This is a genomic window from Mesorhizobium sp. M1B.F.Ca.ET.045.04.1.1 (genome assembly GCF_003952465.1).
Taxonomy (GTDB): domain Bacteria; phylum Pseudomonadota; class Alphaproteobacteria; order Rhizobiales; family Rhizobiaceae; genus Mesorhizobium; species Mesorhizobium shonense.
This window is the reverse complement of the sequence record NZ_CP034448.1, coordinates 2,949,938-2,975,647: the sequence shown is the minus strand read 5'-3', so window position 1 is coordinate 2,975,647 and position 25,710 is coordinate 2,949,938. Positions and strand designations below refer to the sequence as shown.

The window sequence follows — 25,710 nt, the reverse complement described above, 5'->3', positions numbered from 1 at the left end:
CATCGGTTTTTTGTGGCTGCTGCACGCCGCCAACCAACAAAGAGGCTTTGGTGTGACGGTCTTTGGCCAATAGCGCTGACGTCGGCAGACCTAGCGGGCCTGGCCGAAGCGAACCCGGGCGCCGTCTATTGAATTGTCACGATGCCGTCTACGGTCCGCCATTCGGAAGGCCGGATCAGGCGGTGATGGGCGGCGCGCACGGAATGGAGCGCGCCTTCGAGTTCGCGCTCCCAGTAGTCCAGGAACCCCTTCAGGGTTGGGAATTCCGTGCAAGATCGTATTCCTGCCAAACGTAGAGCTGCAAAAGGCTTGGATGATCGGGAAGATGGTAGTGGATTTCCGCGGTTGTGAGACCGTAGCCCTCCATTTGCAGCCGGAATTCCCTGCTGACCATGCGTCCCTCCTATAGCACGCGCTCAGGCATCAAGTCTTTGCGGGCGTTTTCTGTCCCGCCGTTGCTTGAAGTCACAGCCAAATTCGGCGCGAGTGTTGTCCAGTCGGCCAAGTGCATCCATGACTGCGTCAAACGTCACCGGGCTCGCAGTGCCCGGTGGCTTTCGCAGCGCAGGCAGGGATTCGACGGCGCAAGCATCCGACGCCCATGAGGCAAGAATGGCGCGCTTTTCCTGAATATCGAGCGTGCGATCGCACACCACCTCGTCGGGGTGATTAAAATGCCGCGCCGGGAACAGCAGGCGATCAAGCGAAGGATCAGACGTTTCAGGGGCGATCGAGGGGATGTTTTTCGGCAAGGTTCGTTCCATCGATGGTCTCCGCTTACTGACAATCTCCTTGGCATCGTTTGTGTTGCAGTGAGGCCTTTTGGGACTCCAACCGCAAAAAATTTCGTGGAGTTCGGGCCGAATTTCAAGACCCAAAAATCGCGCGCCCTAGCAAAATAGCTTCATGATTTCATGTCGCTAGCACTCCGAAGTGCCGCGTGCCAAAAATTTTTCAGCGACCTCTTGAAACTCAAAAAATGCAAAACTAGCTCGATATGCGCGATGCCTGAAGAGGGGTCGCGGCGCCCCGCACCGGCCGATATTGCCGGCCCGGTGTTGAGGAACCTCAAAAATCTGTTTGTCCTGAAGGAGAACGAAATGACGTTCCGTCCATTGCACGACCGTATCCTGGTTCGCCGCATCGAGGCCGAGGAGAAGACGGCCGGCGGCATTATCATTCCCGACACTGCCAAGGAGAAACCGCAGGAGGGCGAAGTGATCGCTGTCGGCCCGGGCGCGCGCGACGAAAGTGGCAAGCTGACGCCGCTCGACGTCAAGGTCGGCGACCGCATCTTGTTCGGCAAATGGTCCGGCACTGAGATCAAGCTCAACAGCGAAGACCTGCTCATCATGAAAGAAACCGACGTGATGGGTGTGATCGAGAACGAAATCCAGGCCAGGAAGGCCGCGTAGGCGACGCGCCTGATCGGGTCTTAATTCGTCAAATGCTGCCTAAGGGAAGGAGGTGCAAAATGGCTGCCAAGGACGTCAAATTCCATACCGAAGCCCGTGAGAAGATGCTGCGCGGCGTCGATATCCTCGCCAACGCGGTGAAGGTCACCCTCGGCCCCAAGGGCCGCAACGTCGTCATCGACAAGTCGTTCGGCGCGCCGCGCATCACTAAGGACGGCGTTACTGTCGCCAAAGAAATCGAGCTCGAGGACAAGTTCGAGAACATGGGCGCTCAGATGGTGCGCGAGGTTGCCTCAAAGACCAGCGATATCGCCGGTGACGGGACGACGACCGCAACGGTACTCGCCCAGGCGATCGTCAAGGAAGGTGCGAAGGCCGTTGCCTCGGGGATGAACCCGATGGATCTGAAGCGCGGCATCGATAAGGCCGTCGAGGCGATTGTGCGGGAGTTGAAGACCAACGCTCGCAAGGTGACCAAAAATGACGAGATCGCCCAGGTCGGCACCATCTCGGCCAATGGCGATGTCGAAATCGGCCGCTTCCTCGCCGAGGCGATGCAGAAGGTCGGCAATGAGGGCGTGATTACGGTCGAGGAAGCCAAGACCGCCGAGACTGAGCTGGAAGTCGTCGAAGGCATGCAGTTCGACCGTGGCTATCTCAGCCCCTACTTCATAACCAACCAGGACAAGATGCGCGTCGAGTTGGAAGAGCCCTATGTGCTGATCCACGAGAAGAAGCTCTCCAATCTCCAGGCGCTGCTTCCCGTGCTTGAGGCTGTGGCGCAGTCGTCCAAACCGCTGCTCATCATCGCCGAGGATGTCGAGGGTGAGGCCTTGGCGACGCTGGTCGTCAACAAGCTGCGCGGTGGCCTCAAAGTCGCCGCTGTCAAGGCGCCCGGCTTCGGCGACCGCCGCAAGGCTATGCTGGAGGATATTGCCATCCTCACCGGCGGCACCGCTATCTCGGAAGATCTCGGTATCAAGCTCGAAAACGTCACGCTCAACATGTTGGGCCGCGCCAAGAAGGTGGTGATCGAGAAGGAGAACACCACCATCGTCGACGGCGCCGGCTCGAAGGGCGAGATTCAGGGTCGCGTCAGTCAGATAAAGACGCAGATCGAGGAGGCGACCTCCGACTACGATCGCGAGAAGCTGCAGGAGCGGCTGGCCAAGCTCGCCGGTGGCGTCGCCGTCATCCGCGTCGGCGGCTCGACCGAGGTCGAGGTCAAGGAGCGCAAGGACCGTGTCGACGATGCCATGCATGCGACGCGCGCTGCGGTCGAGGAAGGCGTGTTGCCAGGTGGCGGCGTAGCGCTTCTGCGGGCGGCAAAAGCACTGGACACCGTGCAGGCCGAGAATGAGGATCAGAAGCACGGTATCGAGATCGTGCGCCACGCGATCGAAGCACCTGTGCGGCAGATCGCCGAGAACGCCGGCGCGGAAGGTTCGATCATCGTCGGCAAGCTGCGGGAGAAACCGGAATTGGGCTGGGGCTGGAACGCACAGACCAATACCTTCGGCGACCTCTACAACGAGGGCGTCATCGATCCGGTGAAGGTGGTGCGGACGGCGCTTCAGGATGCGGCATCGGTTGCCGGCCTGCTGGTGACCACCGAAGCGATGATTGCCGAGAAGCCAAAGAAAGAACCCGCCGTTCCGGCAATGCCCGGCGGCGGCATGGACTTCTGAGGAAAGGCAGCGGTGTCCGCGCTCCATGGGGCGCGTACGTCTCTGACATTGGGTGAGGCCATGAACGTGATGAAACTGGATGTCATCCCGCCGCCCTCGCGCGCGGCCATCGACCTGAACTACGAAGCGGATCTGAAAACCGCGCTGGACCCGATCCTGTCGGAACTGCTTGACCGGGCAGAACACGCAGGTTGGGATCGGCGCAAAGTAGCATACACGGTGATGTTTCTGGCCGCGCGGAATCTTAGCGACGGCAAACAACACCCGGCGAACGGGAGTTCGACAGGCTAAGAGGCCAACCTTTCACGAAACGCGCCGTGGGGAGTCTTGCGATCGATGAACTAACCCCGTGAACGGATGAAAACATGGAACACAATCGATTTCAGCATCCCGTGAAGGGTGCTCGTGGGTCTTGGGTTTCCGACCGACATTCAAAGCGTAAAAGAGGCCTTCGTCCTGCTGGATGAATGGCCGCCATCGAAGCGGAACGCTGCTCAGGGCATCGCGCTCAATGCCTGTCGGGCAGCCCTCGCGGCGAGGTGGATGCCGAAACCGCTCGCAGTACTTTTGTCGCATTTGCCCGCCGCATGGATTTGCTTGTACCGGCCGCGGGAGACATCGTCGCGGCCAATGCAGTCGGCGCCTTCGGAATCGCTTCGGGAGGCCATTACAACAAATCGATGTAATCGATCTGTCGGAACGGAGAAAATCACGAGGGGTGTTCGATTCCCCGAACCAATGAGACCAGTCCGCAAGGGGAGCGCATCGTTGCCAGTTCCTGGGAACCGCTCGAGTGCCTTCACGACCAATGGCCAGAATGGGCGAGAGGACCAAGCTATCGAGCAGGCTGCCGCACGTAGCCCCATGGAAAACGCTGCTAAAGCAACATTATGCGGGCTTGGCAGCGGCTCGCAGGTCCTTCTGTGTCCACGAGTGAACGCCTGAAGAAGCGAATGGGAGCGGTTAGTTGAATCTGTAGGGTTCCGCTTCGCGCGCCAGACCTTCAAGCCTCCTCGGGTAGCTCGTTCGAGTCCATTGCTCTAAAGCCGGAAGCGGATCGGCGATGGCGCTGAGCGTCGCCTCCGGTTCCGACAATACGTGCTGGACATGGCGCTTCCCGATGAGGCCGGCACCCTTGACCGCCAATCGTCGTTCTCGTCATCGCATTCTCATCCTGTGCCCTTGGGCGTGATCAGTGAGGCGACACGTCGAAGCCCAAGTTGATAGCCTTCGGTCCCAAGCCCGCAGATCACACCGTCCGCGCGGTGGGACACGAACGAGTGGTGGCGGAAGCTCTCGCGTTTGTGGACATTCGAAATGTGCACCTCAATCACCGGGCCCTCGAAGGTATTCAGCGCGTCCAGGATCGCCAAGGATGTGTGTGTGAAAGCCGCCGGGTTGATGACGATGCCCGCGCCGTCTTCGCGCGCCTCGTGAATCCAGTCTATGATCTCGTATTCCCGATTGCTTTGATGGAAACGTATTTCTTGGCCCAGTTCGCTCGCAAGTCGCCGGCAATCCGCCTCGACATCTGCCAGCGTCTCATGCCCGTAGATGTGGGGCTGGCGTTTGCCGAGCAGATTCAGGTTCGGGCCGTTCAAGACGTAGATGACGCTCATGGTTGGCTCCTTTGAATGTGGCATCGTCACGGAATCGAGCTGGCCGAAATGGCGAGCTCGGGATTGGACTCATAGAGGTCCGCTCTAAGGCCGATCCGACCGTCGGTGAGCGCGACCGCGGCCACGCCTCGCGCCGCCTCGAACACGCGCTGAAGGAGCTGTTTCTTCACCTCCGGTTCGCGGCCCGGTGCCATGCGCACGATGATCTGGATGAAATGGTTCTGCGGATGCTCGTCGGCCACCAGGGACACAGTCGCCTCTCTGGCCAATGTTCTGACCGCGGTGGGCTTCACGAGCCCTCCATCGCGCACCTCGCGATGAACCGCGCGGGCCAGGGCCTCCAGGTCGACGACTTCGGAAGCGCCGCGGCTGTAGTCGATGATGATGTGCGGCATTTGCCCGTGTCCTCTTCACGCCGACTGGCGGCACAGCACCTCGAAATAGCGAGACATCCTGTCAGCGTCAGGCTCGACGCCTGTGAACAAGTGAAAGGCAGCGGCCGCTTGGAAGACGGTCATGCCTCCTCCGGGCAGTACCCGGCATCCCTTTGCTCTGGCCAGCGACAAGAGCTCTGTCACGAGCGGCATGTAGACGATGTCGGCGACCCAGTGGCGCGGTTGGAGCCATTGCGGTTCTATCGGCAATCCCGGATGGCCCTTCATCCCCATCGGCGTCGCGTGGATCAATCCCGACGACTGCTCCAAGGCCGCCCCTACGTCGGTTATGGCTTGTGCGCATTCGCGGCCGAAGCGTTTGTTGAGTTGGTTAGCCAGGGTATGGGACCTCGATGGGTCCTGGTCGAAGATATAGAGCATCCCCATGTCGAGCTTGATCGCCGCATGTGCGACTGCCACCCCCGCGCCCCCTGCACCGAGCAAGACCGCCCGGGTCTTGTCGACGTCGGCAAGCCCGTTCGAGAAGTTCCGATAGAACCCGTGCCAGTCGGTGTTGTGCCCGATGCGTTTGCCTTCCCGCATCACGACCGTGTTCACCGCCCCTAGCATGTCGGCGTCCTCGGACAAGCCGTTCAGAAGAGGTATGATGGACTGCTTGAACGGATGGGTGACGTTCACCCCCGCAAAGCCTCTCCTGTCCGCCTCCGCGAGCAAGTCGGGCAATGTCGCGCCTACACGAGGCGGTTCGGCGGCATCGAGAAGCTCATAGGCGTATTTCAGGCCTAGCACGCGGGCCTCCTCCTCGTGGAGGGCCGGCGATTTCGACATCTGGATGCCGGCACCGATGAGGCCGACGTGAAAGCCATCGCTGTTCATCTGGGAGTTCCGTGCTCAGTGGTGCGCGAGGATTTCGCCGAGGAAGGCTTTCGTGCGTTCGTGCTTGGGCGAAGTGAAGAAGACCTCGGGTTGCGCCTCTTCGACGATTTGCCCGTTGGCCATGAAGATCACGCGGTCGGCCACCTGCCGAGCGAACCCCATCTCGTGCGTCACACACACCATCGTCATGCCGTCGCGGGCCAAGCTGATCATGGTGTCGAGCACCTCCTTCACCATTTCCGGATCGAGGGCGGACGTCGCCTCGTCGAAGAGCATCGCCTTCGGCTCCATGGACAGAGCCCTGGCGATGGCGACGCGCTGCTGTTGGCCACCCGACATTTGCGCGGGATACTTGTCCGCCTGATCCCCTATTCGGACGCGTTCCAGGTATTTTCGGGCCAGCTTCTCGGCCTCGGCGCGGCCCAAACCCCTGACTCTCATCGGCGCGAGCGTACAGTTTTGGAGTGCGGTCATGTGTGGAAACAAATTGAAGCTTTGAAACACCATGCCGACCTCGCGACGGATCGCGTCGACGGCCTTGGCCGACCCATCGAGCAGTTGCCCCTCGACAGTGATCTTGCCTTCCTGCGTTTCCTCCAAGGCGTTTATGCATCGGATCAAAGTGGATTTGCCCGAGCCAGAAGGTCCGCAGATCACGATTTTCTCGCCTCTGCGGACCTCTAGGTTGATGGACTTCAACGCATGGAAAGGGCCGTACCATTTCCCGACCCCGTTAAGGGCGATCATGGTGGACTGATGATTGGGGGACATGGAACGGTCTCTTCGATCTGCGGTTTACTTGACGGTGAACGGGATGTTGGGGATCGATTCAGGGAATTTCGGAAGATCGATGCCCATCCACTTCTTCGTGATCGCGGCGAGTTCGCCATTTGCCTTGATCTTGTCCAGGAAGGCGTTGACCGTCTCATTCCAATCCTTTTCGCCCAAGCGCGTGCCCACGCCGTTGTAGGTCGTCAGAAAGTCGATCTTGCGCTCGTAGGTACCGGCGCTGGCAGCGTCGAGGCGCTGTCCGTAGAACTGGTTGCCGCCCACCGCCTTGACCTGTCCCGACAGCAGCGCCTGAATCGTCGCGGCGTCGTCATCGAAGCGGCGCACGGTCGCGCTCGAGCCAACTGCTGCGGTCACGGCCTTGTCCTGGGAACTGGACTTTGGCACGCCGATCTCCCAGCCCGCCACATCCGTCGCCGATTTGGCGGCGTCGGTCTTGGCCGCATAGAGGGAGATCGTGTTGGCGGCATAGGGCTTGCTATATTGGATCGACTTCGCTCGCTCTTCGGTCATCGCCATCGTCGCAAACAGGATGTCGACCTTTCCGGTGGTGAGAGCGGGAATGCGGTTGGCGACCGCCAGCGGCTGGAATTGGATTTCGACGCCGAGCTCCTTGCCGAACAGCTTGGCTATGTCCGCGTCGAAGCCGTCCTGGATGCCGCTGGAGTTGACGAAACCCCATGGCGCGTTGTCGCCCTGGATGCCGACGATTAAGGTCCCCTTGGCCTTGATTTCCTCGACCGTCGCGGCGACGGCCAGGCTCGATCCGATCAGGGACATCGCCGCTACCGCCAGGGCCGTTTTCATGACGTTTCTGCGTGAAATGCTCATTCTATTTCCTCCTCTTGGTGTGCTTCCTACGAAGCGTTAGCGGGCGGCTTTCGCCATCCGTTTCTCGATGCCGCTGCCCAGATGGGAAAGCGGCCAACAAATGATGAAGTAGATCAGGCCGACGATCCCGAAGACGAGAAGGGGTCGATAGGTCTGGTTGGAGACGATCTGGCCGGCTCTCGTCAGTTCGATGAAGCCGACGATCGCCGCGAGCGAGGTTCCTTTGATCAACTGGACCAGGAAGCCGATCGTGGCCGGCATCGATATCTTCAGGGCCTGCGGAAGAACGACGTCCTTCATGCGGGACACGTAGTGCAGCCCGAGCGCCTTGGCCGCCTCTGTCTGGCCCCTCGGCACCGCCTCGATCGCGCCGCGCCATATCTCGCCGAGGAAGGCGCTGGCGTGAAGCGTAAAGGCGATCGCCACCGCTATCCAGGCGTTGACGTCAACGCCCAGAAGCGCCACGCCGTAATAGACGACGAACAGCTGCATCAGCAGCGGCGTGCCCTGGAAGACGGCGATGTAGCCGGTCGTGACGGTGCGCGCCACGCGGTTCTGGGCGGTGCGTAGCAGTGCGATCAGCACTCCGAACGCCCCGCCTCCCAGGAAGCCGATGACTGCGAGCAGGATGGTCCACTTGAGGCCCTGCAAGAGGAAAAACAGTTCGTTTTCGCCGATAGGTTCCATCTGGCGCCTCCTATCGGGTCGGATAGTTGAAATAGATGCGGGAGATGATGGTGAAGAAACCCATCATCAGGGTCGAGATCACGAGGTACATCACGGTGACCGAGAAATAGACTTCGAAGCTGCGGAACGTGTCGGACTCTATGATCTGAGCGGCCGAGGTCAGCTCGTAAGCGGCGATGGAGGTGCAAACCGACGTCGTCAGCGTGAGCATGACGAACTGGCTCGTAAGCGAGGGATAGATTGCCCGCAAAGCGGGCTTGAGCACGATCTTCCTGAAGACCTCGCCCTTGTGAAGGCCGAGCGCCAGGCCCGCTTCGATCTGGCCTTTGTTTATGCTTTCGACGCCGCCGCGGATGATTTCGATGGCATAGGCACCGCCGTTGATGCCGAGTGCTATGATTGCGGTCAGTGTCGGATTGAGCCGGATGCCCATGAGCGGAAGAGCGAAGTAGATAAAGAAAATCTGCACTAGGAACGGGGTGTTTCGCACGATCTCCACAAACGCAACGGCGGGCGCGCGCACGGCCCATACCTTTGATGTTCGCGCCGCGACGCCGAAGATCCCGATGACCAACGCGAGAGCCATCCCGGCGAGCGCGAGACCCAAAGTTCCCAGTGAAGCGAGCAGCAGCTCGGGTGCGCGGTCCCAGACCACGCTGAAATCGAACTTGTAGCCCATTGTTTTCTTTACCTCCCCAAGGGGCGCGTCGCCCCTTCGGCTGTGCTGGCACCGTCAACGCCGGCTTCGTTCCAGGAGACTTTTCGCGGCGGTTGCGAGCCGCGAGAGGTGATCGTCTGGAGCCTTGTCGCCCGTCAACGGGACCTCGACCGAGAACCTCGTTCCTGGCCGCGTCGCCGCGACCAGTTCGGCGAGACCGAGCTCTCCTGCACCCGGGGCAAGTCTCCCGCCACGGGCTTCTGCGATCATTTCCTCATTGGTTCGCGGGGCAGGCCCTCGCGCGTCGCAGAGCTGAACATGCGCGACCCGCCAAGAGTGTTCCCGAAACTCCGACACAGTGGCCCCATTGCGGAAGAAGTGGATGCCATCGACGAGGACCCCGGCATTTTCAGCGCCGGCTTCTTTCACGAGGGCGGCACCGTCCTGGAAGGTCTTGATGACCCGCCAGCCCATGTTCTCGATGTCGACGGACATGCCGTGACGCGCAGCGATCGCGCACAACGCGGCGAAATTCGCCACGAGGCGTCCCCGGTCCCAGTCGTCGCCGCAAACGCTCAGCCGCCTCGCTCCGAGGTCGGCGGCGGATTCGATGACGCGCTCCACGGCAGACGCCTCGAAGGAAGGGTCGATGACGAAGAACTCGATGTCAAAGACCTCGAGCCCCTCGGTATCCAGGACGCTCTTGAATTCCCCAGAAGCGCGCGAGCCAAGGGGAAGCTCATAGTAGGGGGCGCCCTGGAAAGCCGGGTGCAGCCTCAAGCCGATGGAGCCGAAACCAGCCCTTGCCGCAGCCCGGGCGAAATCGTGCGGGGGCAGCATGATGGCGGAGAAATGTGCGACGCCGAGCAGATCGACGCCATGCGGCATGTCGACCATTTACTTGATCCCTTCTCGGCCAGATGGTTGCGCAGATTTGTCCCGGTCCGATGTATGTGCTGGCGCAGCTTGTCGCTCGAATACTCGACGTCGCGCGCAACCGCCCCCTGCGCGATCTCGCTGTGCTCCTGGGCGACGTTTCGATCCCCCGACGTGCGGGTGAGGAACACGCGCCTGTAACGGTCGTTAAGGTTGAGCAGCAGGTTGCAGAAATGAAGCAGCAGCGGCTTCTGGCATCCCGAGATCAATGTGAGGTGGAACTCGCGGTGCATAGCTTCCCACTGTTCCAAAGTCTCGGGTCGAGAGGCGTCGCGCTCGGTCCTGCTGAGGCGGTGCAGCGCTCGCATGACGTTGCCTTCCCATTCGACGTCGCCGAGACGCATGGACTCCCGAAGCGCGAAGATTTCCAGCTCCTCGCGCAGGGCTGTAATTTCCTCAAGATTGGCCAAAGATATGGGGGACACCCGGTAGCCGCGGTTGTCCTCGAATTCGACGAGGCCGTCCGAGATCAGACGCGCGAGGCCCTCGCGCAACGGGCTCAGACTCACATTGAACGACTGCCGCGCCCTGTCGAGGTTAATCTTGCTTCCCGCCGCCAGGTCGCCGGAAATGATGGCCTCGCGTAGCCTTGAGGCGAGCTGGCTTCCAATAGTGTTCTTGCCGTCGTCGGCGAAGCCCGAGCCGGAGGATGTTGTCTCCGGCCTCGATCCTTCATCACTGTGGATGTCGGCTTGCATGTTTCCTCCCGTTGGCGACGATGCCGCCAAGTGTCGATGATCAATCTCATAAACGATTATTTTTGTCAATCAGCGGATGGTCGCCGAGGTCGAACTATTGAGGTGGCATTAAGATGTCTCAGATTTTACGTAACGTTATCATGGCATTAGTTCGGATATCGTCTCTCATGATGGCTTTGGTCGGGCAAAAGAACCCCGTAACGAAGCTTGACAAATAATCGATTATTCTCGTAGTCATGGAGGCATTGGAGGGAAGCTTGCATGCCTATCGAATTAGAGAGCGATCTCACACCAGCAGTGCTCGCGGTCATGGAGCGGACGCGCGACCCCCGCCTGCGGGAAATACTGGTCGCTCTGGTGAAGCATCTGCACGCTTTTTGCCGCGAGGCCCGCCTTACTGAACCCGAGTTCCGCGACGCGACGGCCATTCTCAATGAGATCGGACAACTCCAGACAGACAGCCACAACGAGTTTGTGCTGATGGCCGGATCGCTTGGCGTTTCCTCGCTCGTATGCCTCCTCAACAACGGCAACAACGGGCAGACGGAAACATCACAGTCCCTGCTCGGTCCATTCTGGCGGCTCAATTCACCTCGCGTCGAGAACGGCGGCACCATCATCAGATCGCAGACGCCCGGTACTCCGCTATTCGTCCAGGGCAAGGTCGTCGACCGCGTCGGACACCCGATCGCGGACGCGGAAGTCGATATCTGGCACGCATCGCCAGTCGGTCTCTACGAGAACCAGGACCCCGATCAGGCGGAGATGAATCTGCGCGGCAAGTTCACGACGGACGACCACGGTCGTTTCTGGTTCCGAACGGTCAAGATGGTGGGCTACCCGATTCCGACGGGCGGTGTGGTCGGCCGGTTGCTCGCTGCCCAAGGTCGCCATCCCTATCGTCCCGCCCACCTGCACGCGCTCATTTTCAAGAAGGGTTACAAGACCCTGATCTCCCAGGTGTTCGACCCAAGCGACCCCAACATCGATTCCGACGTCCAGTTCGGCGTCACCTCGACCCTGACAGGAGACTTCGTACGCCATGAAGGTCCCCACGGGGAACACGCCGACGTGGCGGGTCCGTGGTTCTCGCTCGACTACACTTACGTGATGGAACCGGGCGAGGCGGTCTTGCCCCGCGCGCCAATTCAGTAACCGGACCGAACAGGAACCACGACAGCATGATATCCGAACGAGATCGGCAGGCCGCCGCAGCCGCGCTTTTGCAGGCCGAGCGTGAGCGCAAACCGATACCCCAGCCGAGCAAGACGTATCCCGATTTGGAACTGGAAGACGCCTACCGCATCCAGGACCTATGGGCGGAGGAGCGAATCGCCCAAGGGGCAAGGATTGCAGGGCACAAGATCGGCCTGACGTCCCGCGCCATGCAGATGGCGTCCAAGATGACCGAGCCCGATTACGGCCGCATCCTGGACGACGCGCTGTTCAACGACGGCGCGCAGATAAAGGCCGACCTGTTCATAAAACCGCGCCTCGAAGTCGAGCTCGCTTTCATCATGGGCGAGGACCTCAAGGGCCCAAACACGCGCATATATGACGTGATGCGGGCGACGGAGTTCATTGTCCCCGCAATGGAGATCATCGACTACCGGACCGAAGTTCCGCGCGCCATCACCGACACCATCGCCGACAACGCGGCATTCGGCGCTATCGTGGTCGGAGGCAGGGTCGTGCGCCCGATGGACGTGGACATCCGGTGGATCGGAGCCACGCTTTCGAAGAATGGCATAATCGAAGAATCGGGCGTTTCGGCCGCGATCATGGGACATCCCGCCGCCGGCATCGCCTGGCTCGCGAACAAGCTCCATCCGCTGGGCTCGGGCCTGACCAAAGGCCAGATCGTGCTTGCGGGGTCGTTCACACGGCCAGTGGACATCATGAAGGGCGACGTGATCCAGGCGGACTTTGGTCCGATCGGGGCGATCGGCGTCTCATTCGTGTAGGTGCCGCATGAAGATGCCCATAAATAAGTTCAAGAAGCGCCTGATCGACCGAGAGTGCCAGATCGGGCTATGGTGCGCTCTGCCGGGCGGCTACACCGCGGAGATAGTAGCGCCGTCGGGCTTCGATTGGCTTCTTTTCGATACCGAGCACTCTCCCAGCGATGTGCTGACCGTGCTGCCGCAGCTTCAAGCTGTAGCGGCCTACGACGTCTCAGCGGTGGTGCGGCCTGCGTCAAACGACCCGGTCCTGATCAAGCGCTATCTCGACATCGGCGTTCAGTCGCTTCTCATCCCTTATGTTCAGAACGCTGACGAGGCGCGTGCCGCCGTCGCCGCCGTCCGTTATCCTCCCACGGGAATCCGTGGCGTTTCTGCCCTTACGCGCGCCACGCGGTTCGGGCGCGTGCCGGAATACGCGCAAAGCGCCGACGCGGAAATCTGCCTGCTGCTGCAGGTCGAGACACGCCAGGCTCTGGACAACCTGGAGGCCATCGCGAACGTCGAGGGCGTGGACGGCGTTTTCATCGGACCTGCCGACTTGGCCGCGAGTCTGGGGCACGCAGGAAACCCGGGCCATCATGAGGTGGTCGTAGCTGTTGAAGACGCGATAGCAAGACTCGTCAAGCTTGGGGTGCCGGCAGGGATACTCACTCCAGACCAGAGCTTCGCCACAAGGTGTATCGAGCTCGGCACGCTGTTCACCGCCGTCGGCGTGGACGTTGCCGTCCTGGCGCGCGGTTCCGAAAGCCTGGCTCAAAGGTTCAAACCGTAACGCACTTGAGCATGGCCATTCCTTCTCGTGAAGTCGTCGCCGAACTCGCTCCCAACGGGACAATCCGGGCGGCCATCAATGCCGCCAACGCCGCCCTCGTGCAGGTGGACCCTTCATCAGGAGAGATCGCGGGACCGAGCTCGGATATCGCCCGGCGGCTCGGATCGGAACTCGGCGCGCAGGTATCGCTGGTGAGGTACCCCACGGCGGGAGGAATAATGGCCGCGATAGATCGAGATGAATGGGACATCGCGCTGATCGCCGAGGACCCCTCTCGGGCCGATCGGCTCTTCTTCTCGCCGCCCTATGCCATCATCTCGGCCACCTATGCCGTGCGCGTTGATCTGCCCTGCCGGACGTTGAACGACGTCGACGCGTCCGGGGTCCGTATCGCCACGGCGCGAAGCGCTGCGTACACGTCAAGACTGGAGCGCTTGATCAAAAGGGCGACCCTGGTCTACGCCGACGATCCTAGCTCGGCCTTCGCACTGATGGTCGGCGGCGAATGCGACGCAGCGGCGGGGATTCGGGAGTCACTCGCGAGGTTCGCGGTCGGCACGCCCGGCGTGCGCGTCGTCGACGGCGCGTTTTCCGAGATCAAGCAGACCATCGCGATACGCCACGGCTCGCCGCAGGCGGCGGCACATCTGACCGACTTCACGGTTCGGTACATGGACATGGCTGAAGCTCGATAGCTGCGCACCGGATCGTGTCGGAACCGATCGTAGCGCAGCAGCGGCAGATGGGCATCGTAGATGTCCTGCGCAGCCACGCGGTCACCGACCTATGATATGCAACCACACCGCAGCATTTCGGAGAACGCGTATCAGGTCAAGGCCCCATCGGCCCCGCGCGCCATCTCGCAGTCCATGAAGAGACCGCCGTTCCCGCATAGAACTGCTTCGTAACGCATTGGCGAATAACGATTATGTTAGTCGCTTAGGGTCGGTGTTTTCCACGGAAAATCAATACTTAGCGGATGATTCGCCAACCCATTTCCTTCGTATTCTCTCGTATGGTCTGGCGAACCTAAGGAACAGGAGGAGGACTAGTTTCCGTGCGAGCGGTGTCGATCGCGGCAGGGGATCTACCCTTCCCTGGCGTGCTGCGCTGGGTAGTGGGTCGGTTTGAAAGCAATGACGGAAAAGCACCCAAAGCGCCCGCGCGATCCTAACCAGTGGCGAAGTCGATCGCCGATCTGGTGACGACTCAACGGCAACAGAGCAAAGCAAGATCGCCAAAAAGCGGCTAGCGCCCCTTGGAAAAAAGGTCTTCCTGCTCGGGAGCAGACAGAATAGCCATCGCGTTTCGTCAACGAGCTTGTCGGCTATGCCCTTCATCAGAACATAGGGCAGCATCGCGGAATCGGTGAACCGAAAGCGATAGGGTTGAGAATGTTGCCGCGCTTTGCCGACGCGAACTCTTTGAAGTTTGCGTTGAAGTGGTCGACGCGCCTTGCTGCCCCAACGATCCGGCTAAATGGTATCTCTACATCCTTTGGCGTGAACCATCCGCTCGCGTCCGTTCACACGGATCGCGACGCTTCTGGGGTGCGGTACAGAACAATGCGCCCTGTCGGAACGAGTTGGGAAAGAAAGTCGAAGTCCCGGATGTTTCCCGTGAGCACGCTTGCACCTAGTTGACGTGCCTGTAGGAAAACCAGAGCGTCGTTGACGAACTTGCGTTCGTGACCTTCGCCCTTTGGCAAATTGCTCATTCGGAAGAGCAGACCAGCGAGGATCCCGGCTTGCCCCCAGACGGCAGTATCGGGGGTATGAAGTCTGTGCTCCGGTATGTCCGCGATCGTGGCTTGGATCGTTTCCAGAACAGCCTTCGTAGAGATACGCTTCGGATCCAGCCGGCCGAACAGGTGTGTCAACTCGGAAAGGCTCACCGCCGAATGGTGGCACAGCCGATACGTTAAAAGCGTATCCACCCCTGCCGGCGATCGACCCTGCAGAACATCCAGATAGACGGTAGTGTCCAGAAACAATGGACCGCCGATAATCGGTTCGTCGTCGCTCCATGGCAGATCGTCATCGGCCCGGCGCGCGAGTGTTCCTTTTTTCTGGGGCTTGAGTGCTCGCAGAGTTTCGGAAAGATCAAATCCCAAGGTCGATATCCGAGGGAATGCTGCCTTTGCGCTTGACGAGACGAGCCCCCAAATCGTCCTCCAGCGCCAGGCGCGACAGCGCAAGCTCCAATAACTCGGTGTCCGAAGTGACGTGGGCGCGCTTCTTGGCCGCGGCGATCAGGTCCGACGATACACGCCCCGACAAACGCGTGTTCTTAGCAGAGCCGAGCAGACCAACGGCCCTCGCCTGCTCAAGGACGAGCTTGTTACGGGTCAGCGCGACCTTTGCTTCGCTGTCTGCAGCAGTATGGATCTGAGCACCCATGCCAACCTCCTGTGTTGAACATAACGTAGTTTACGTTCAACATATTTGCAATGAGCACTCGGTTCTTGGCCCTTTGACAGGAATGCATAGACTGTCGACTGGCATCGATCAGCGATCGCCCTTCACTGCGACGCCCACTGCAGCGATCGCTTTGGTCACCGCAGCTTCATCGAAGGGCTCAGCCTTCTCGGTCGCAGCCAGATCGGCGCGTGCGGCGCGCAGTTCTCGCAGCGCTTCGAAGGTCGGGCGCGATTATCGCGCATGACCGTGCGGAATCCCTCGCGCACCTCCGGCGAATAGGCGCCCGCGATTTCAGGGATCAGCCCGCGCGCCGCCGCGGCCTGGCGTAGGCCGTGAGCGGCATAGCCGATGAAGAAGAAGTTGAGGCCGAGCGACAGAGTGAGAAGCACGAGCACCGCCAGGAGCTCCGAATCCTGGGCCTCGTCCTACAGGCGAGCCACCTGGTAGCCGGCGACCGTGCGCATTGGTCCACCGATCTTGATCGACCGGCAGTCACTTAACGCCAAGAGCCTCCTTGAGCTCTGCCAGTTTTTTCATGCACCCTTGCTCGTCGCCAGCTTGGGACATCTTACGCGCTTCAGCCATCAGTTGGCTGGGATGTTCGGCGCTTTGACCGCTGCGGGCGCCAGTCACTTGCTCCTGATGAGGTGTTGTGGGCTTTACAGCTCCCGCCGTTGATCCAGTGACCTCGCTGTTGCCGCCCTGTTGCTTGCCGGCCAGGACCTCGGCTTGGTGCTTCGTCGCCGGAATACCCGACTTGTTGTCAGGGACTGCGCCCGTTTCGGCAGTGGTGACGTTAGGCTCGAGTGCCTTCAATTCATGTGCGCAGTCGGCAAAAGCCGGCGAAGCGATCGCTAAGATGAACGCCGATGCGGTGGCTATTCGTATAGACATGGACACCTCCCAATAGGACTTGGTTCTTAACGAGGAACGGCCCTACCTCCCGCGGGTTCCTCAAATCGAAAAGCGCAAGGAAGAAGATTGGTTGGTTGGCTTAACTGCGCGGGCTTCGCCCTTCGCGAATAGGGAACCGCCAAGTCTCAGATCGAAAGGAGGTAGCCAACGGTGGTTGTTTCGAACATAGCCCTCAACTGCGGCTCATCCACCTTGGCGATATCCTGGCGCAGGTGGTCCATCGTCTCCTGCAGCCGAATTTGCATCTTGTCCGTACTGGTGACGAGGGTCTCTGTCGCGTTCACTTGCCATGAGGGCGCTCCTTCGACGACCCGCCGTCAATCCGGTCGAGCTGTTCGAGCCACAGCGCAGTCTCGAGCTTCCACGGCAAGCACGGTCGGACTTGACGCGCGCCCTCGCCCCGCATGCTTTCGGACGAAGACTGGATCGACAAGCCGCTGTAAGGATGTTCGACCTCCAGCGGCGTTCGGTGGAGGAGCAGAAGTCGATCCTTCAGCGCCGGGAAGCCGAGCTGAAGCAGGAAATCGCCGCGACGGAGCGCGAGAACGAAGGCCTGTCCGAGCAGATCCGGATCATGGAGGAGGAGGTGGTCGGCAAGGAGCGTCTCGTGGAAAACGGCCTCCTGCGCAAGCCCGAGCCTCTGGCCCTTGAAAGGGGGCGGGCCCAGCTTCGCGCCAACATGGCTTCCAACGAGGCGATGATCGCGCGCTCGGGGCAGCAGATCGAGGAGACCGAGATTTCAGTCCTGTCATCGGAGACCGACTTCAACAGCAAAGCCAGCCAGGAGATGGAGCGCGTGGGCGGCGAGCTGGCGCAAGTTGAGCAAGACGTCGCCGCCACGGAGGACACGTTCCGGCGCACGGAGATATCCGGAACAGACTGCGAGTTTGGCGAGCTGCGCCGAATTCGGCGCAAATCTTGATCAGGAGGACATCGATTGCTATCTTTGTGCTCAATGAGATCATGGAGGGCCCCGTGGCCGGGAATCTGCACGTCCGTAATCTGGACGACGATCTAATCGCCAAGCTCAAGACGCGGGCCGCCCGACATGGGCGCTCGGCTGAAGCCGAACATCGCGAGATTCTGAGACAGGCTTTGGAAACGGAGGTCGAACTCTCGTTCGATGAGCTGGCGGCCCAGTTGCGGCAACTAACTGCGCAGCGCAAGCAGACACCCGCCGAGGTCTTGCTGCGCGAAGGACGTGACGAGCGGTGACGGAAACGCTCGTCATCGATGCCAGCATCGCCGTCAAATGGGTGGTGGAGGAAGATGGCACGCCTCTCGCGCTTGGCTTGCGGCACGGTCATCGTTTCGCAGCGCCGGAGCTTCTGACGGTCGAGTGCGCCAACATTTTCTGGAAGAAGGTTCAGCGCGGCGAGCTCAGTCGCGAGGAGGCGAAGCTCGCCGCGAATTTGCTTGAGCGCAGCGATATCGAATTGTTCGGCATGCGCGGACTGCTCGCCAAGGCGACCGAACTGGCTACGGACATTGGCCATCCGGCCTACGATTGCATGTATATCTGTCTGGCGATGAGCCGGAACTGGCGCTTCGTGACCGCCGATGAGCGGCTGACCAGGGTGCTCAATCAGAAGGCTCCTCGAGAAATAGCCAATCTATGCGTGACCCTGGACCAGCTTTCATCCGGCTCGCATTGAGGCCAAGGAAAAGCGCTACGGTCATGCCGCTTCGAATGAGAAATCACCGTGGTGGGACAGGGCGTTCACTTTTTTTGACGCTATTTTGCGGTCACAATTATTGATATTGCACGGAGGTGCTGCGATGGGTCTGGCACAATATGCCGATGACGGTTTGTTCGCGCCCAAGAAGATCGCGGATGCTTTCCGCACCACGAGCGAGGAGATCGCGCGTACCGCTGGTCTGGGGAAAGACGCGGTTCAGCGCCGGGAGCGGGTGCGTTCAGACAAAACACAGCGCCGCCTGCGCGAGCTGGTGGAGATCGTCAACAAGGTCGAGCCGCGATTTGGCTCCGCGCTCATGGCCTATGCCTGGTACCGCTCCGAGCCGCTGCCGGGATTTTCGGGGCGGACGGCCATGCAGCTCGTTCGGGAGGGGCGGGCCGACGAGGTCCTCGACTTCATCGACGCGGTCGATGCGGGGATTTACGCCTGACCGTCGGTGCCATCACCTATTCGGGTCGGCTCTACCGCGCCCTCAAGCCAGTGTATGCCCGCGATCGACCTCGACCTTGCATTCCGGGAGCACTGCCCGCCCTTGCGCTTAGTAGCCAGCTTGGCTGCCAGTGCCGAAACTGATGTTAGGGAATTGTCAGGTTGAATTCGCGATGCCGCCTGGTGACCGTTGACTCGATCTTTTCATTCAACGGGAGACGGCGCCAGATCAAGCCGCGGGACGAATTCCTCCAATTCGTCGTCGAGTAGCGGCGGTTCTTCTTCGGCCTCCTGCTTCGGTTCGACCATTAGCAGGCCGACCACGATCAGCGCTAACGAAACCCAAGTAAGGGCCGGTATCGCTTCGCCCAGCAGCAGCATGCTCCACCCTATGCCGGCCGCGGTCACGGCGTAAGCGTTCTGGCTTGCGAACACTGCACCTGTGCTCGAGATCAGCGCAATGAAGAGCAACATAGCCAGATTGCCGGCGACGGCCATCAGAACGACAATCAAGCCAAGCCTTCCGGTCAACAAATCAACAGGTATGAAATCCCCATAGAAAGCCGCCAGCGGGATCAGCATCAGAAGCGAAGCAACCAGGACCATGCCGAACAGAGCGACGCTGTCGATTGCAACGGGCTTGAACTCCGAGAGGTAAATGTCTTCGGTCGCATAAGTAACCGGAATGACGAGCGCGATGGCAAGCCACAACCAGTTGGTATTCATTTCCCCGGGCTCGCCAAAGAAAAGGATGATGACGATGCCGACGAGACCCAATCCAAGTCCCAGAAACCGTTTCATGCTGGGCGCCTCAGTCCGCATCAAGGCGGCGAACAGGAATACGGCGAATCCCTCTAGTACGATCACAATAGAGACGATGAAGGCTGGAAGCTTGCTTGCCAGCCAATAGACAAGCAGCTGATTGATCACCGAGCTGATGAACGCGAGCACGATGATGAACCTCCAATCCGAGCGCGTAAGGGCAGACAGGCTTGGCATTGTCCCGCGCTTCACGCTTATCCCGAGGCAGAACACGGCTCCGATAACGTCGATAAGGATCGCCAGTCCTATCGGGTGGGCTTCAACGAGCGAAGCCATTTTCGACAGCGGCACCACAAGGCCCCACAGTCCTCCACACGCCAACAGTAGCAAGGCGCCACGGAATGTGCGGATGTTCTGTCGCATCTTCCGCTCGCGCTCATAAACCTTCTGGGCCATCGTGGCGAAGACAGTGGCAAGCTTGCCCAGACCATCGGCTCGGCCTGCCACATCGCTGATGCCCAGCTTTGAAGGGTTGAACCTCCCGCTTTCCAGGGTTGCGGCCGCCTTCGTCAACTTGGCCACCTGGCGCAGATATTCCTTCTCTATGTCACGCAGCCGCTTCTTCTCGATGCACGTGGAAATCCGCGCCTTGAGAAGCGCCAGTTCAAAATCCTTGGGCAAGAAATCCTCGGCGCCCAATTCGATCGCCTTCACGACGCTGCTCATCTCATCGTCGAGCCCGGAAATCACGATCACCGGCACGTCCCGTGTTCGGGGTGACGCCTTTAGACTCGTGAGCACCTCGAAGCCGTCCATCACCGGCATGATGATGTCGAGAAGAACAAGATCGAAAGTTTCGGTGGCGAGCAGATCGAGAGCTGCTCGTCCGTCCTCTACAGCCTCGGCTTCATGGCCGAGAGCCTCGACCGATTTTTTGAGCTTGATCCTGATGGTCCGAGAGTCGTCGACGATGAGAATTCGGCCAGGGTTGCTCACGCTATTTGCCCAGATTGAAGATTGTTCGAAGCTCGGTAATGGCGGCATCGAAGGCACGCTGTGCGTTATCAATTTCGACCAAATCCGCCGGCTCGCCGCTCGCGCACCGCGCCTCCACCCGGGCGCAGATCTGGCTGAGTTCGGCCGCACCCATATCCCGCGCATTGGATTTCAGGGAATGAGCAGCCCGTCGGCTGGCCGCCAAGTCGGAAGCCCGAGCCGACGACCACATGTCCTGCATGATGGACGGCCCCTCCTCGAGAAAGGACTCCACGAGCTCTACAAGGTCAGCCTCTTCGCCACCGACAAGCTCGCGCAACTTGTCCAGTGCCCCCCTGTCGATCGCCACGACGCCCCCCGATGTTCGTTTCTTCTGGCTATAACCACTGACCGCGAGTTTCGCCCGGCACTAGTGAAGTAGGATTGAAATCGAACCCTGATTGGATTCGTCAGAGTTCCATCGCGTTTAAAATGCAGACTATCGCAGACATGCTAAATTAGCGATAGCGCATAACTCCCATCAATGCCGCCACGGCGCTGGTGGCGATTGCTCCAAGGTGCGTCCTTTATATTTTAGAGCCTTGCCACGCCGGGTTCATCGAAATCTGTCGCTGCAACGGCAGGCCTGTGCCCGCCAGCCAGCACCGCCCTGTTCAGCGATGCGATGAGGTCTTCGACGCGCAGCGGCTTGCTGAGATAGTCATCCATCCCCGCATCCAGATACCTCTCGCGATCGCCGGCCATCGCGTTGGCGGTCAGAGCCACGATGAACGGCTGGCGCGCATGCTGGCGGCCGGGCGCGCGGATCAATCTTGTCGCTTCGAGACCGTCCATGTCAGGCATTTCGATATCCATCAGGATAACGTCATGACCGCTGTGGGTGTATGCAGCGACGGCCGACCGCCCGTCCACCGCCAGCTCCGGCTTGTAACCCAGGCGCTCGAGCACCTTGGAGCCAAGCTTCCGGTTGGTGGCATTGTCGTCGACCAAGAGGACGTTAAGCGGAAACTTCTGCGCCATCGTACTATCGAGAGCCGGCCCCTTCTGCTGATCGGACCGGATGGAGCGTGTCGGAGCTCCGACAAAGATGGACAGGAATGTATTGAGCAACGGCGATGGCTTGATCGGCTTAGAAAGTGTGGCCGCGAACCTCAGGCTCTCCATTTCCTTTTTCCTGTCCTCCGACATCGGCGCCATTGAACTGAGCAGCACCAGCGGAACGGCTTCCCTGCCGTCGAGGGCGCGTATCTTTCTGGCGAGTTCGATCCCATCCATGTCAGGCATGTTCATGTCGAGAACGACGACATCGAAGACTTCACCTGCCTCAAGCTTTCGCAGCGCGTCGGCCGGATGTTCGCTTGCGGACGCCATCATATTCCATGACTGCGCCTGCAGTGACATGATGCGCCGGTTCGTTGCGTTGTCATCCACGACCAGCAGCCGTTTGCCGGCCAGTTCGCCCGTTGCCGGCAGTGCGTTCGCCGCTTTTTGACTCGAAGCCACAGGCGCCCGGATCGTGAAGAAGAACGTTGTGCCTTTTCCTTCCGCGCTATCGACCCAGATCTCACCACCCATCAACTCCACCAGACGCCGGCTGATAGCCAGACCGAGCCCGGTCCCGCCATAGCGCCTGGTCGTAGAGGCATCGATCTGACTGAAGGATTTAAAAAGGCGATCCATCCGATCCTTGGGTATGCCGATACCCGTGTCGCGCACGGCAAACTGAAGGGTGCACATCTTTCGCCCGTCATCGCGGTGCGCGTTGGCTTCCTCGGCTTTGGACGACAACTCCGTGACAGTGAGGACGATTTCTCCTCGCTCGGTGAATTTGACGGCGTTGTTGAGCAGGTTGATCAGAACCTGGCGTAGTCGGTTGCTGTCGGCCACAATCGTTTCCGGCGCACCGGGCTCGACGACGTAGCCGAGGTCCAGTTCCTTCTCTGCCGTCCTTGGCGCGATCAGGTCTACCGCGCTTTCGAGACACTCGCGCAGTTCGAACTCCCGAGGATCGAGATCGAGCTTGCCCGCCTCTACCTTGGAGAAATCGAGTATGTCGTTGATGATGGTCAGCAGTGCTTCAGCGCTGTTGTTTATCGTCTCGCCGATTTCCCGCTGCTCGTCGTCAAGCTTCGTGGCGAGCAACAGGTTGGCCATGCCAATAACGCCGTTCATCGGCGTCCGGATTTCATGGCTCATAGTTGCCAGGAACGTGCTCTTAGCCTCGTTGGCCGCTTCGGCCGCTTCTTTCGCCTGCTGAAGAGCGAGGGACAGCTGTTTGAGCTCGGTTACGTCCTGGGTGGACGATACAATCCGCGACCAGTCATTTGCCGGATCCTCCGGAAGCTGAACCGTCTCGACGAGATAGAGATCGCGTCCGCTGAAATCCTTGTCGACGACCTCCGTCGACGTGTGCAGGCGACCATCGAGATATTGGGCAACGGCATCTGGGTAGGTTGCCCAGGAATGTTCCCCGGTGTCTTCCTCCAGCCGAGCCCGCAACGCATCTTTGCTTTCAGCTCCGTAGAGCCGAACCAGCGCATCGTTGAAATCGATCCAGCGCACGGAATCGTGGAGAGACGCGGCAATTTGCGGGTTATCGCGGAGATAGCCGCGGACATCGCTGATCCCCTGCCGCACCAGGCCATCGACGATAACTTTAAGGCCGGACCAATCCTCTTCCCACAGCGGAATTGGAGCTGACTCGAAAAGTTGGCGAAACCGTCCTTCGCTCTGGCGGACGGCGGCCTCAGTGTACTTGAGTTCGGTGAACAGCTGCGCGTTGTGCAAGGCGGCACCGGCCGTGGCGGCAATGGTGGAGAGCAAACGAAGAGAGTCATCGTTGAACATGCCCTCGCGTGTCGTGCTCTGCACACTGATAACGCCGACATTTCCCTGGCCAGTCCTGATGGGAACTCCGAGGTAGGAGAGCGCATCCTTGCCCACAGGCGTTGCCCCAATTTCAGCGCCGCGTTCGGCGACATCCTGATTAATAAGCAAGGGCTCACCTGTTTCGAGGATTTTGCTCGTCAGGCCTTCGCCCAGCCGAAGTGTCGTGAAGGCTTCGCCGAACTGGTAGGGGAAATGAATGAGCTTCGTCTTGGGATCGAGCAAGGCCACATAAACGATGTCGGCGCTGAAGATTTCTTGCATCTGATCGCCAATCAGCTGGATCGTATTGCCAAGTTCAGCTTCGCCGACCAGCGCCTGACTGACCTTGCTGATGGCGCCCAGTTCGGCCGCGCGCTGCTGCGTTTCCTTTAGAAGTCTCTGGGTCTCGTCGAAGAGGCGGGCGTTGGCGATGGCAACTCCCATGTTGGAGGCTATCGTCTGCAGCAGGCGCACATGGTTCTCGTCGAATGCGTTCTTTTCGTAGCTTTGCACGCTAACCACGCCGAGCGTTCTTTCGCCCGAATTGATAGGCACGCCAATGTAGGAAGAGGTCCTGTCCTCTTCGAACGGGAAATAGGCGCCGCGCCTTCTTCCTTCCTCCACGGTGCTGAAAACCAACGGCTTTCCCGTCGAGATGATTTCCGATGTAAGTCCTATTCCGAGCGGGAATGCCTCGATGGTCTTGTAACCCCTGTAGTAAGCGTAGGGGACTCGAACCAGCCCGGATTGGCTGTCGTGCAACAGAATCTCGCTGACCTCAGTGCCGAACGCCTCCCTCACTTTATCCCCCACCAGCTGAATAAGAGTGTCGACATTCAGCGACTTTGTCATCGCTTCGCCGACGCTGTTGAGAATGGCCATCTCCTTGGCGCGGTCTTGAGCAATCTTGAGCAGCCGCTGCGTCTCGTCGAATAGGTACGCGTTGGCTATGGCAACGCCCATGCTGGACGAGAGCGCCTGCAGCAGGCGCACATGATCTTCGTTGAACACGTTTTTCTGGTAGCTCTGCACGCTGACCACACCGAGGGTTCTGTCTCCGGCAATGATTGGGACGCCCAGGTAGGACTCTGTCTTGTCCTCCTCCGTCGGCATCAGCGCGCCCAGAGCGATGTGCTCGTCAATATTGCCCAAAAGCAGTGGCTTGCCTGACAAGATGACTTTAGAGGTCAGACCTTCGCCCATGACAAACGGTTCAGGCTCCTGGTAGTCGCGGTAATACGCGTAAGGGACAGTAATCAGATCGGACGTCTCGTCGCGCAGCAGGATCTCGGTAACTTCGGCGCCAAACATCTCGCGAACCTTGTCGCCGACGATCCGGGTCACCGTCTTGACATTCAGCGTTTTGGCGGTCGCTTCGCCGACGCTGTTGAGAATGGCCAGTTCCTTTGCGCGGTCCTCAGATACTTTCAGCAGCCGCTGCGTTTCGTCGAAAAGGCGTGCATTGGCAATCGCTACGCCCATGCTTGATGACAAGCCTTGCAGCAGGCGCAAATGATCTTCGCCAAAGGCATTCTTTTCGTAGCTTTGAACGCTGACAACGCCCAGGGTTCTGCCACCGGCGATGATTGGCACGCCGATATACGATTCTGACCTCTCCGCTTCGCTGAGGGCGATCACATCGAACTCGAGGGACTGTTCAAACGTCCCGAGAACCAGTGGTTTTCCAGAGAGGATGACCTTGGAGGTCAGCCCCGCGCCCAAAGTGAAAGGCTCGACGTCCTGGTACTCGCGGTAGAATGAGTATGGCACGGTGATGAGATCGGAGGCCTCGTCGTGCAACAGAATTTCGGTTATGTCCGCCCCGAATATTTCTCGTACCTGATCACCGACGATGCGGGTCACTGTTTTTACGTTCAGAGCCTTCGCCATCGCTTCGCCAACGCTGTTGAGGATGGCCAATTCCTTGGTGCGTTCCTCGGCGAATTGAATCAGACGCTTGTTTTCAGCGGAAAGACGGTCAAGCTCAATCGCCGCGACTGCATTGATATTTTCCAGTTCGGCAATACGCCTGTCGGCGGATGCCAGGCGACTGGCAAGGTCGCCTTCAACTGAGCTCTGCATGTAGGCTTCTCCCAAGAGGGACATTCCGCAAGTCCGAGCAGAATGCCTTCCCCAACCGATTATATATTAGCAAATAGTGTTACATGCCGGGCGACTGATTAACAGTACCCGGCGTATCGTGGCCTGCTGCAAAAATGGAAGTGCGTAGAGCAACAGAGGCGGCTGATGGCCCGTTGGAGCTTAGATTGCGCGGCCAAGCAGAGGCGCGCC

The 25,710-nt window shown here is 59.8% G+C and carries 28 protein-coding genes and 3 pseudogenes; 12 read left to right on the top strand and 19 right to left on the bottom strand.

The features are described 5' to 3' along the window. Positions 1 to 125 precede the first annotated feature (125 nt). Together EJ071_RS14425 and EJ071_RS14420 are read right to left on the bottom strand one after the other, a co-directional pair. A pseudogene (locus tag EJ071_RS14425) lies at positions 126 to 394 on the bottom strand (protein usg). Positions 395 to 416: 22 nt separating this feature from the next. Then, complete coding sequence (locus tag EJ071_RS14420; protein ID WP_126098456.1) at positions 417 to 764, bottom strand: hypothetical protein; 348 nt, start codon at positions 762 to 764, stop codon at positions 417 to 419. A gap of 336 nt (positions 765 to 1,100) precedes the next feature. Between EJ071_RS14420 and EJ071_RS14415 the strand changes: the two genes are divergently transcribed. The 4 genes and pseudogenes from EJ071_RS14415 (at position 1,101) to EJ071_RS14400 (ending at position 3,789) form a co-directional block, all read left to right on the top strand. After that, positions 1,101 to 1,415, top strand: a complete 315-nt coding sequence (locus EJ071_RS14415; RefSeq protein ID WP_126098455.1) for a co-chaperone GroES — start codon at positions 1,101 to 1,103, stop codon at positions 1,413 to 1,415. Between the two features lie 59 nt (positions 1,416 to 1,474). Next, a complete protein-coding gene (gene groL, locus EJ071_RS14410) occupies positions 1,475 to 3,103 on the top strand; it encodes a chaperonin GroEL (protein ID WP_126098454.1) in 1,629 nt (542 codons plus the stop codon). 60 nt (positions 3,104 to 3,163) lie between these two features. Then, positions 3,164 to 3,394 carry a hypothetical protein gene (locus EJ071_RS14405; RefSeq protein ID WP_189521470.1) on the top strand — a complete coding sequence of 77 codons (231 nt, stop codon included), beginning with the start codon at positions 3,164 to 3,166 and terminating at the stop codon, positions 3,392 to 3,394. 74 nt (positions 3,395 to 3,468) lie between these two features. Continuing rightward, positions 3,469 to 3,789 (top strand): annotated as a pseudogene (locus tag EJ071_RS14400) (DUF982 domain-containing protein). 483 nt (positions 3,790 to 4,272) lie between these two features. Here the strand turns inward: EJ071_RS14400 and aroQ are convergent. The 9 genes and pseudogenes from aroQ to EJ071_RS14350 all read right to left on the bottom strand — a co-directional run. After that, the gene (gene aroQ / locus EJ071_RS14390) at positions 4,273 to 4,722 is read right to left on the bottom strand and encodes a type II 3-dehydroquinate dehydratase (protein WP_126098452.1); all 450 of its coding nucleotides are present in this window, start codon (positions 4,720 to 4,722) and stop codon (positions 4,273 to 4,275) included. Positions 4,723 to 4,748: 26 nt separating this feature from the next. Then, complete coding sequence (locus tag EJ071_RS14385) at positions 4,749 to 5,117, bottom strand: 5-carboxymethyl-2-hydroxymuconate Delta-isomerase (RefSeq protein WP_126098451.1); 369 nt, start codon at positions 5,115 to 5,117, stop codon at positions 4,749 to 4,751. Between the two features lie 15 nt (positions 5,118 to 5,132). Beyond that, on the bottom strand, positions 5,133 to 5,993 hold the full coding sequence (locus tag EJ071_RS14380; protein WP_126098450.1) for a shikimate dehydrogenase: 861 nt from the start codon (positions 5,991 to 5,993) through the stop codon (positions 5,133 to 5,135). Between the two features lie 15 nt (positions 5,994 to 6,008). Then, a complete protein-coding gene (locus EJ071_RS14375; RefSeq protein WP_126098449.1) occupies positions 6,009 to 6,764 on the bottom strand; it encodes an amino acid ABC transporter ATP-binding protein in 756 nt (251 codons plus the stop codon). A gap of 24 nt (positions 6,765 to 6,788) precedes the next feature. Continuing rightward, complete coding sequence (locus EJ071_RS14370) at positions 6,789 to 7,613, bottom strand: transporter substrate-binding domain-containing protein (protein ID WP_126098448.1); 825 nt, start codon at positions 7,611 to 7,613, stop codon at positions 6,789 to 6,791. Positions 7,614 to 7,649: 36 nt separating this feature from the next. Continuing rightward, a complete protein-coding gene (locus EJ071_RS14365) occupies positions 7,650 to 8,300 on the bottom strand; it encodes an amino acid ABC transporter permease (protein WP_126098447.1) in 651 nt (216 codons plus the stop codon). A 10-nt stretch (positions 8,301 to 8,310) separates the two neighbouring features. Continuing rightward, a complete protein-coding gene (locus EJ071_RS14360) occupies positions 8,311 to 8,979 on the bottom strand; it encodes an amino acid ABC transporter permease (protein ID WP_126098446.1) in 669 nt (222 codons plus the stop codon). Positions 8,980 to 9,033: 54 nt separating this feature from the next. Further along, on the bottom strand, positions 9,034 to 9,855 hold the full coding sequence (locus tag EJ071_RS39415; protein ID WP_126098445.1) for a sugar phosphate isomerase/epimerase: 822 nt from the start codon (positions 9,853 to 9,855) through the stop codon (positions 9,034 to 9,036). An 8-nt stretch (positions 9,856 to 9,863) separates the two neighbouring features. Next, a pseudogene (locus EJ071_RS14350) lies at positions 9,864 to 10,592 on the bottom strand (GntR family transcriptional regulator); the annotation flags it as partial. A gap of 261 nt (positions 10,593 to 10,853) precedes the next feature. Between EJ071_RS14350 and EJ071_RS14345 the strand changes: the two are divergent. The 4 genes from EJ071_RS14345 to EJ071_RS14330 are packed head-to-tail and all read left to right on the top strand — an operon-like array spanning position 10,854 to position 14,023. Next, the gene (locus EJ071_RS14345; RefSeq protein WP_126098443.1) at positions 10,854 to 11,747 is read left to right on the top strand and encodes a dioxygenase; all 894 of its coding nucleotides are present in this window, start codon (positions 10,854 to 10,856) and stop codon (positions 11,745 to 11,747) included. Between the two features lie 26 nt (positions 11,748 to 11,773). Further along, positions 11,774 to 12,556 carry a 2-oxo-hept-4-ene-1,7-dioate hydratase gene (gene hpaH, locus EJ071_RS14340; protein WP_126098442.1) on the top strand — a complete coding sequence of 261 codons (783 nt, stop codon included), beginning with the start codon at positions 11,774 to 11,776 and terminating at the stop codon, positions 12,554 to 12,556. A gap of 7 nt (positions 12,557 to 12,563) precedes the next feature. Then, entirely contained in the window at positions 12,564 to 13,328 is a 765-nt protein-coding gene (hpaI, locus tag EJ071_RS14335; RefSeq protein WP_126098441.1) for a 4-hydroxy-2-oxoheptanedioate aldolase, read from the top strand. An 11-nt stretch (positions 13,329 to 13,339) separates the two neighbouring features. After that, positions 13,340 to 14,023 (top strand): transporter substrate-binding domain-containing protein, encoded by a 684-nt coding sequence (locus EJ071_RS14330; RefSeq protein ID WP_245460234.1) that lies wholly within the window; start codon positions 13,340 to 13,342, stop codon positions 14,021 to 14,023. Positions 14,024 to 14,853: 830 nt separating this feature from the next. On the opposite strand, the gene EJ071_RS14325 is transcribed toward EJ071_RS14330, so the two are convergent. The 5 genes from EJ071_RS14325 to EJ071_RS38470 form a co-directional block, all read right to left on the bottom strand. Further along, positions 14,854 to 15,441, bottom strand: coding sequence for a hypothetical protein (locus EJ071_RS14325; RefSeq protein WP_126098440.1), 588 nt, complete (start codon positions 15,439 to 15,441; stop codon positions 14,854 to 14,856). Beyond that, the gene (locus EJ071_RS14320; protein ID WP_126098439.1) at positions 15,431 to 15,727 is read right to left on the bottom strand and encodes a hypothetical protein; all 297 of its coding nucleotides are present in this window, start codon (positions 15,725 to 15,727) and stop codon (positions 15,431 to 15,433) included. Before EJ071_RS14320 ends, EJ071_RS14325 begins: the two co-directional genes overlap by 11 nt. 155 nt (positions 15,728 to 15,882) lie before the next feature. Continuing rightward, on the bottom strand, positions 15,883 to 16,143 hold the full coding sequence (locus EJ071_RS14315; RefSeq protein WP_189521469.1) for a hypothetical protein: 261 nt from the start codon (positions 16,141 to 16,143) through the stop codon (positions 15,883 to 15,885). Positions 16,144 to 16,240: 97 nt separating this feature from the next. Further along, positions 16,241 to 16,642 carry a hypothetical protein gene (locus EJ071_RS14310; RefSeq protein ID WP_189521468.1) on the bottom strand — a complete coding sequence of 134 codons (402 nt, stop codon included), beginning with the start codon at positions 16,640 to 16,642 and terminating at the stop codon, positions 16,241 to 16,243. A gap of 146 nt (positions 16,643 to 16,788) precedes the next feature. After that, a complete protein-coding gene (locus tag EJ071_RS38470) occupies positions 16,789 to 16,947 on the bottom strand; it encodes a hypothetical protein (RefSeq protein ID WP_189521467.1) in 159 nt (52 codons plus the stop codon). A gap of 161 nt (positions 16,948 to 17,108) precedes the next feature. Between EJ071_RS38470 and EJ071_RS14305 the strand changes: the two genes are divergently transcribed. From EJ071_RS14305 to EJ071_RS14290, 4 genes are all read left to right on the top strand, one after another. Further along, entirely contained in the window at positions 17,109 to 17,585 is a 477-nt protein-coding gene (locus tag EJ071_RS14305) for a hypothetical protein (RefSeq protein ID WP_126098438.1), read from the top strand. Positions 17,586 to 17,638: 53 nt separating this feature from the next. Next, complete coding sequence (locus EJ071_RS14300) at positions 17,639 to 17,878, top strand: hypothetical protein (protein ID WP_126098437.1); 240 nt, start codon at positions 17,639 to 17,641, stop codon at positions 17,876 to 17,878. Continuing rightward, positions 17,875 to 18,318: a type II toxin-antitoxin system VapC family toxin gene (locus tag EJ071_RS14295; RefSeq protein WP_126098436.1), complete on the top strand. Its 444-nt coding sequence runs from the start codon at positions 17,875 to 17,877 to the stop codon at positions 18,316 to 18,318. Before EJ071_RS14300 ends, EJ071_RS14295 begins: the two co-directional genes overlap by 4 nt. A gap of 124 nt (positions 18,319 to 18,442) precedes the next feature. Further along, positions 18,443 to 18,793: an antitoxin Xre/MbcA/ParS toxin-binding domain-containing protein gene (locus EJ071_RS14290; protein ID WP_126098435.1), complete on the top strand. Its 351-nt coding sequence runs from the start codon at positions 18,443 to 18,445 to the stop codon at positions 18,791 to 18,793. A 203-nt stretch (positions 18,794 to 18,996) separates the two neighbouring features. On the opposite strand, the gene EJ071_RS14285 is transcribed toward EJ071_RS14290, so the two are convergent. From EJ071_RS14285 to EJ071_RS14275, 3 genes are all read right to left on the bottom strand, one after another. After that, entirely contained in the window at positions 18,997 to 20,550 is a 1,554-nt protein-coding gene (locus tag EJ071_RS14285; protein ID WP_210211918.1) for a response regulator, read from the bottom strand. Between the two features lies 1 nt (position 20,551). Beyond that, positions 20,552 to 20,899 carry an Hpt domain-containing protein gene (locus EJ071_RS14280; protein ID WP_126098433.1) on the bottom strand — a complete coding sequence of 116 codons (348 nt, stop codon included), beginning with the start codon at positions 20,897 to 20,899 and terminating at the stop codon, positions 20,552 to 20,554. A gap of 224 nt (positions 20,900 to 21,123) precedes the next feature. After that, the gene (locus tag EJ071_RS14275; RefSeq protein ID WP_189521466.1) at positions 21,124 to 25,500 is read right to left on the bottom strand and encodes a GAF domain-containing protein; all 4,377 of its coding nucleotides are present in this window, start codon (positions 25,498 to 25,500) and stop codon (positions 21,124 to 21,126) included. Between the last annotated feature and the right edge of the window lie 210 nt (positions 25,501 to 25,710).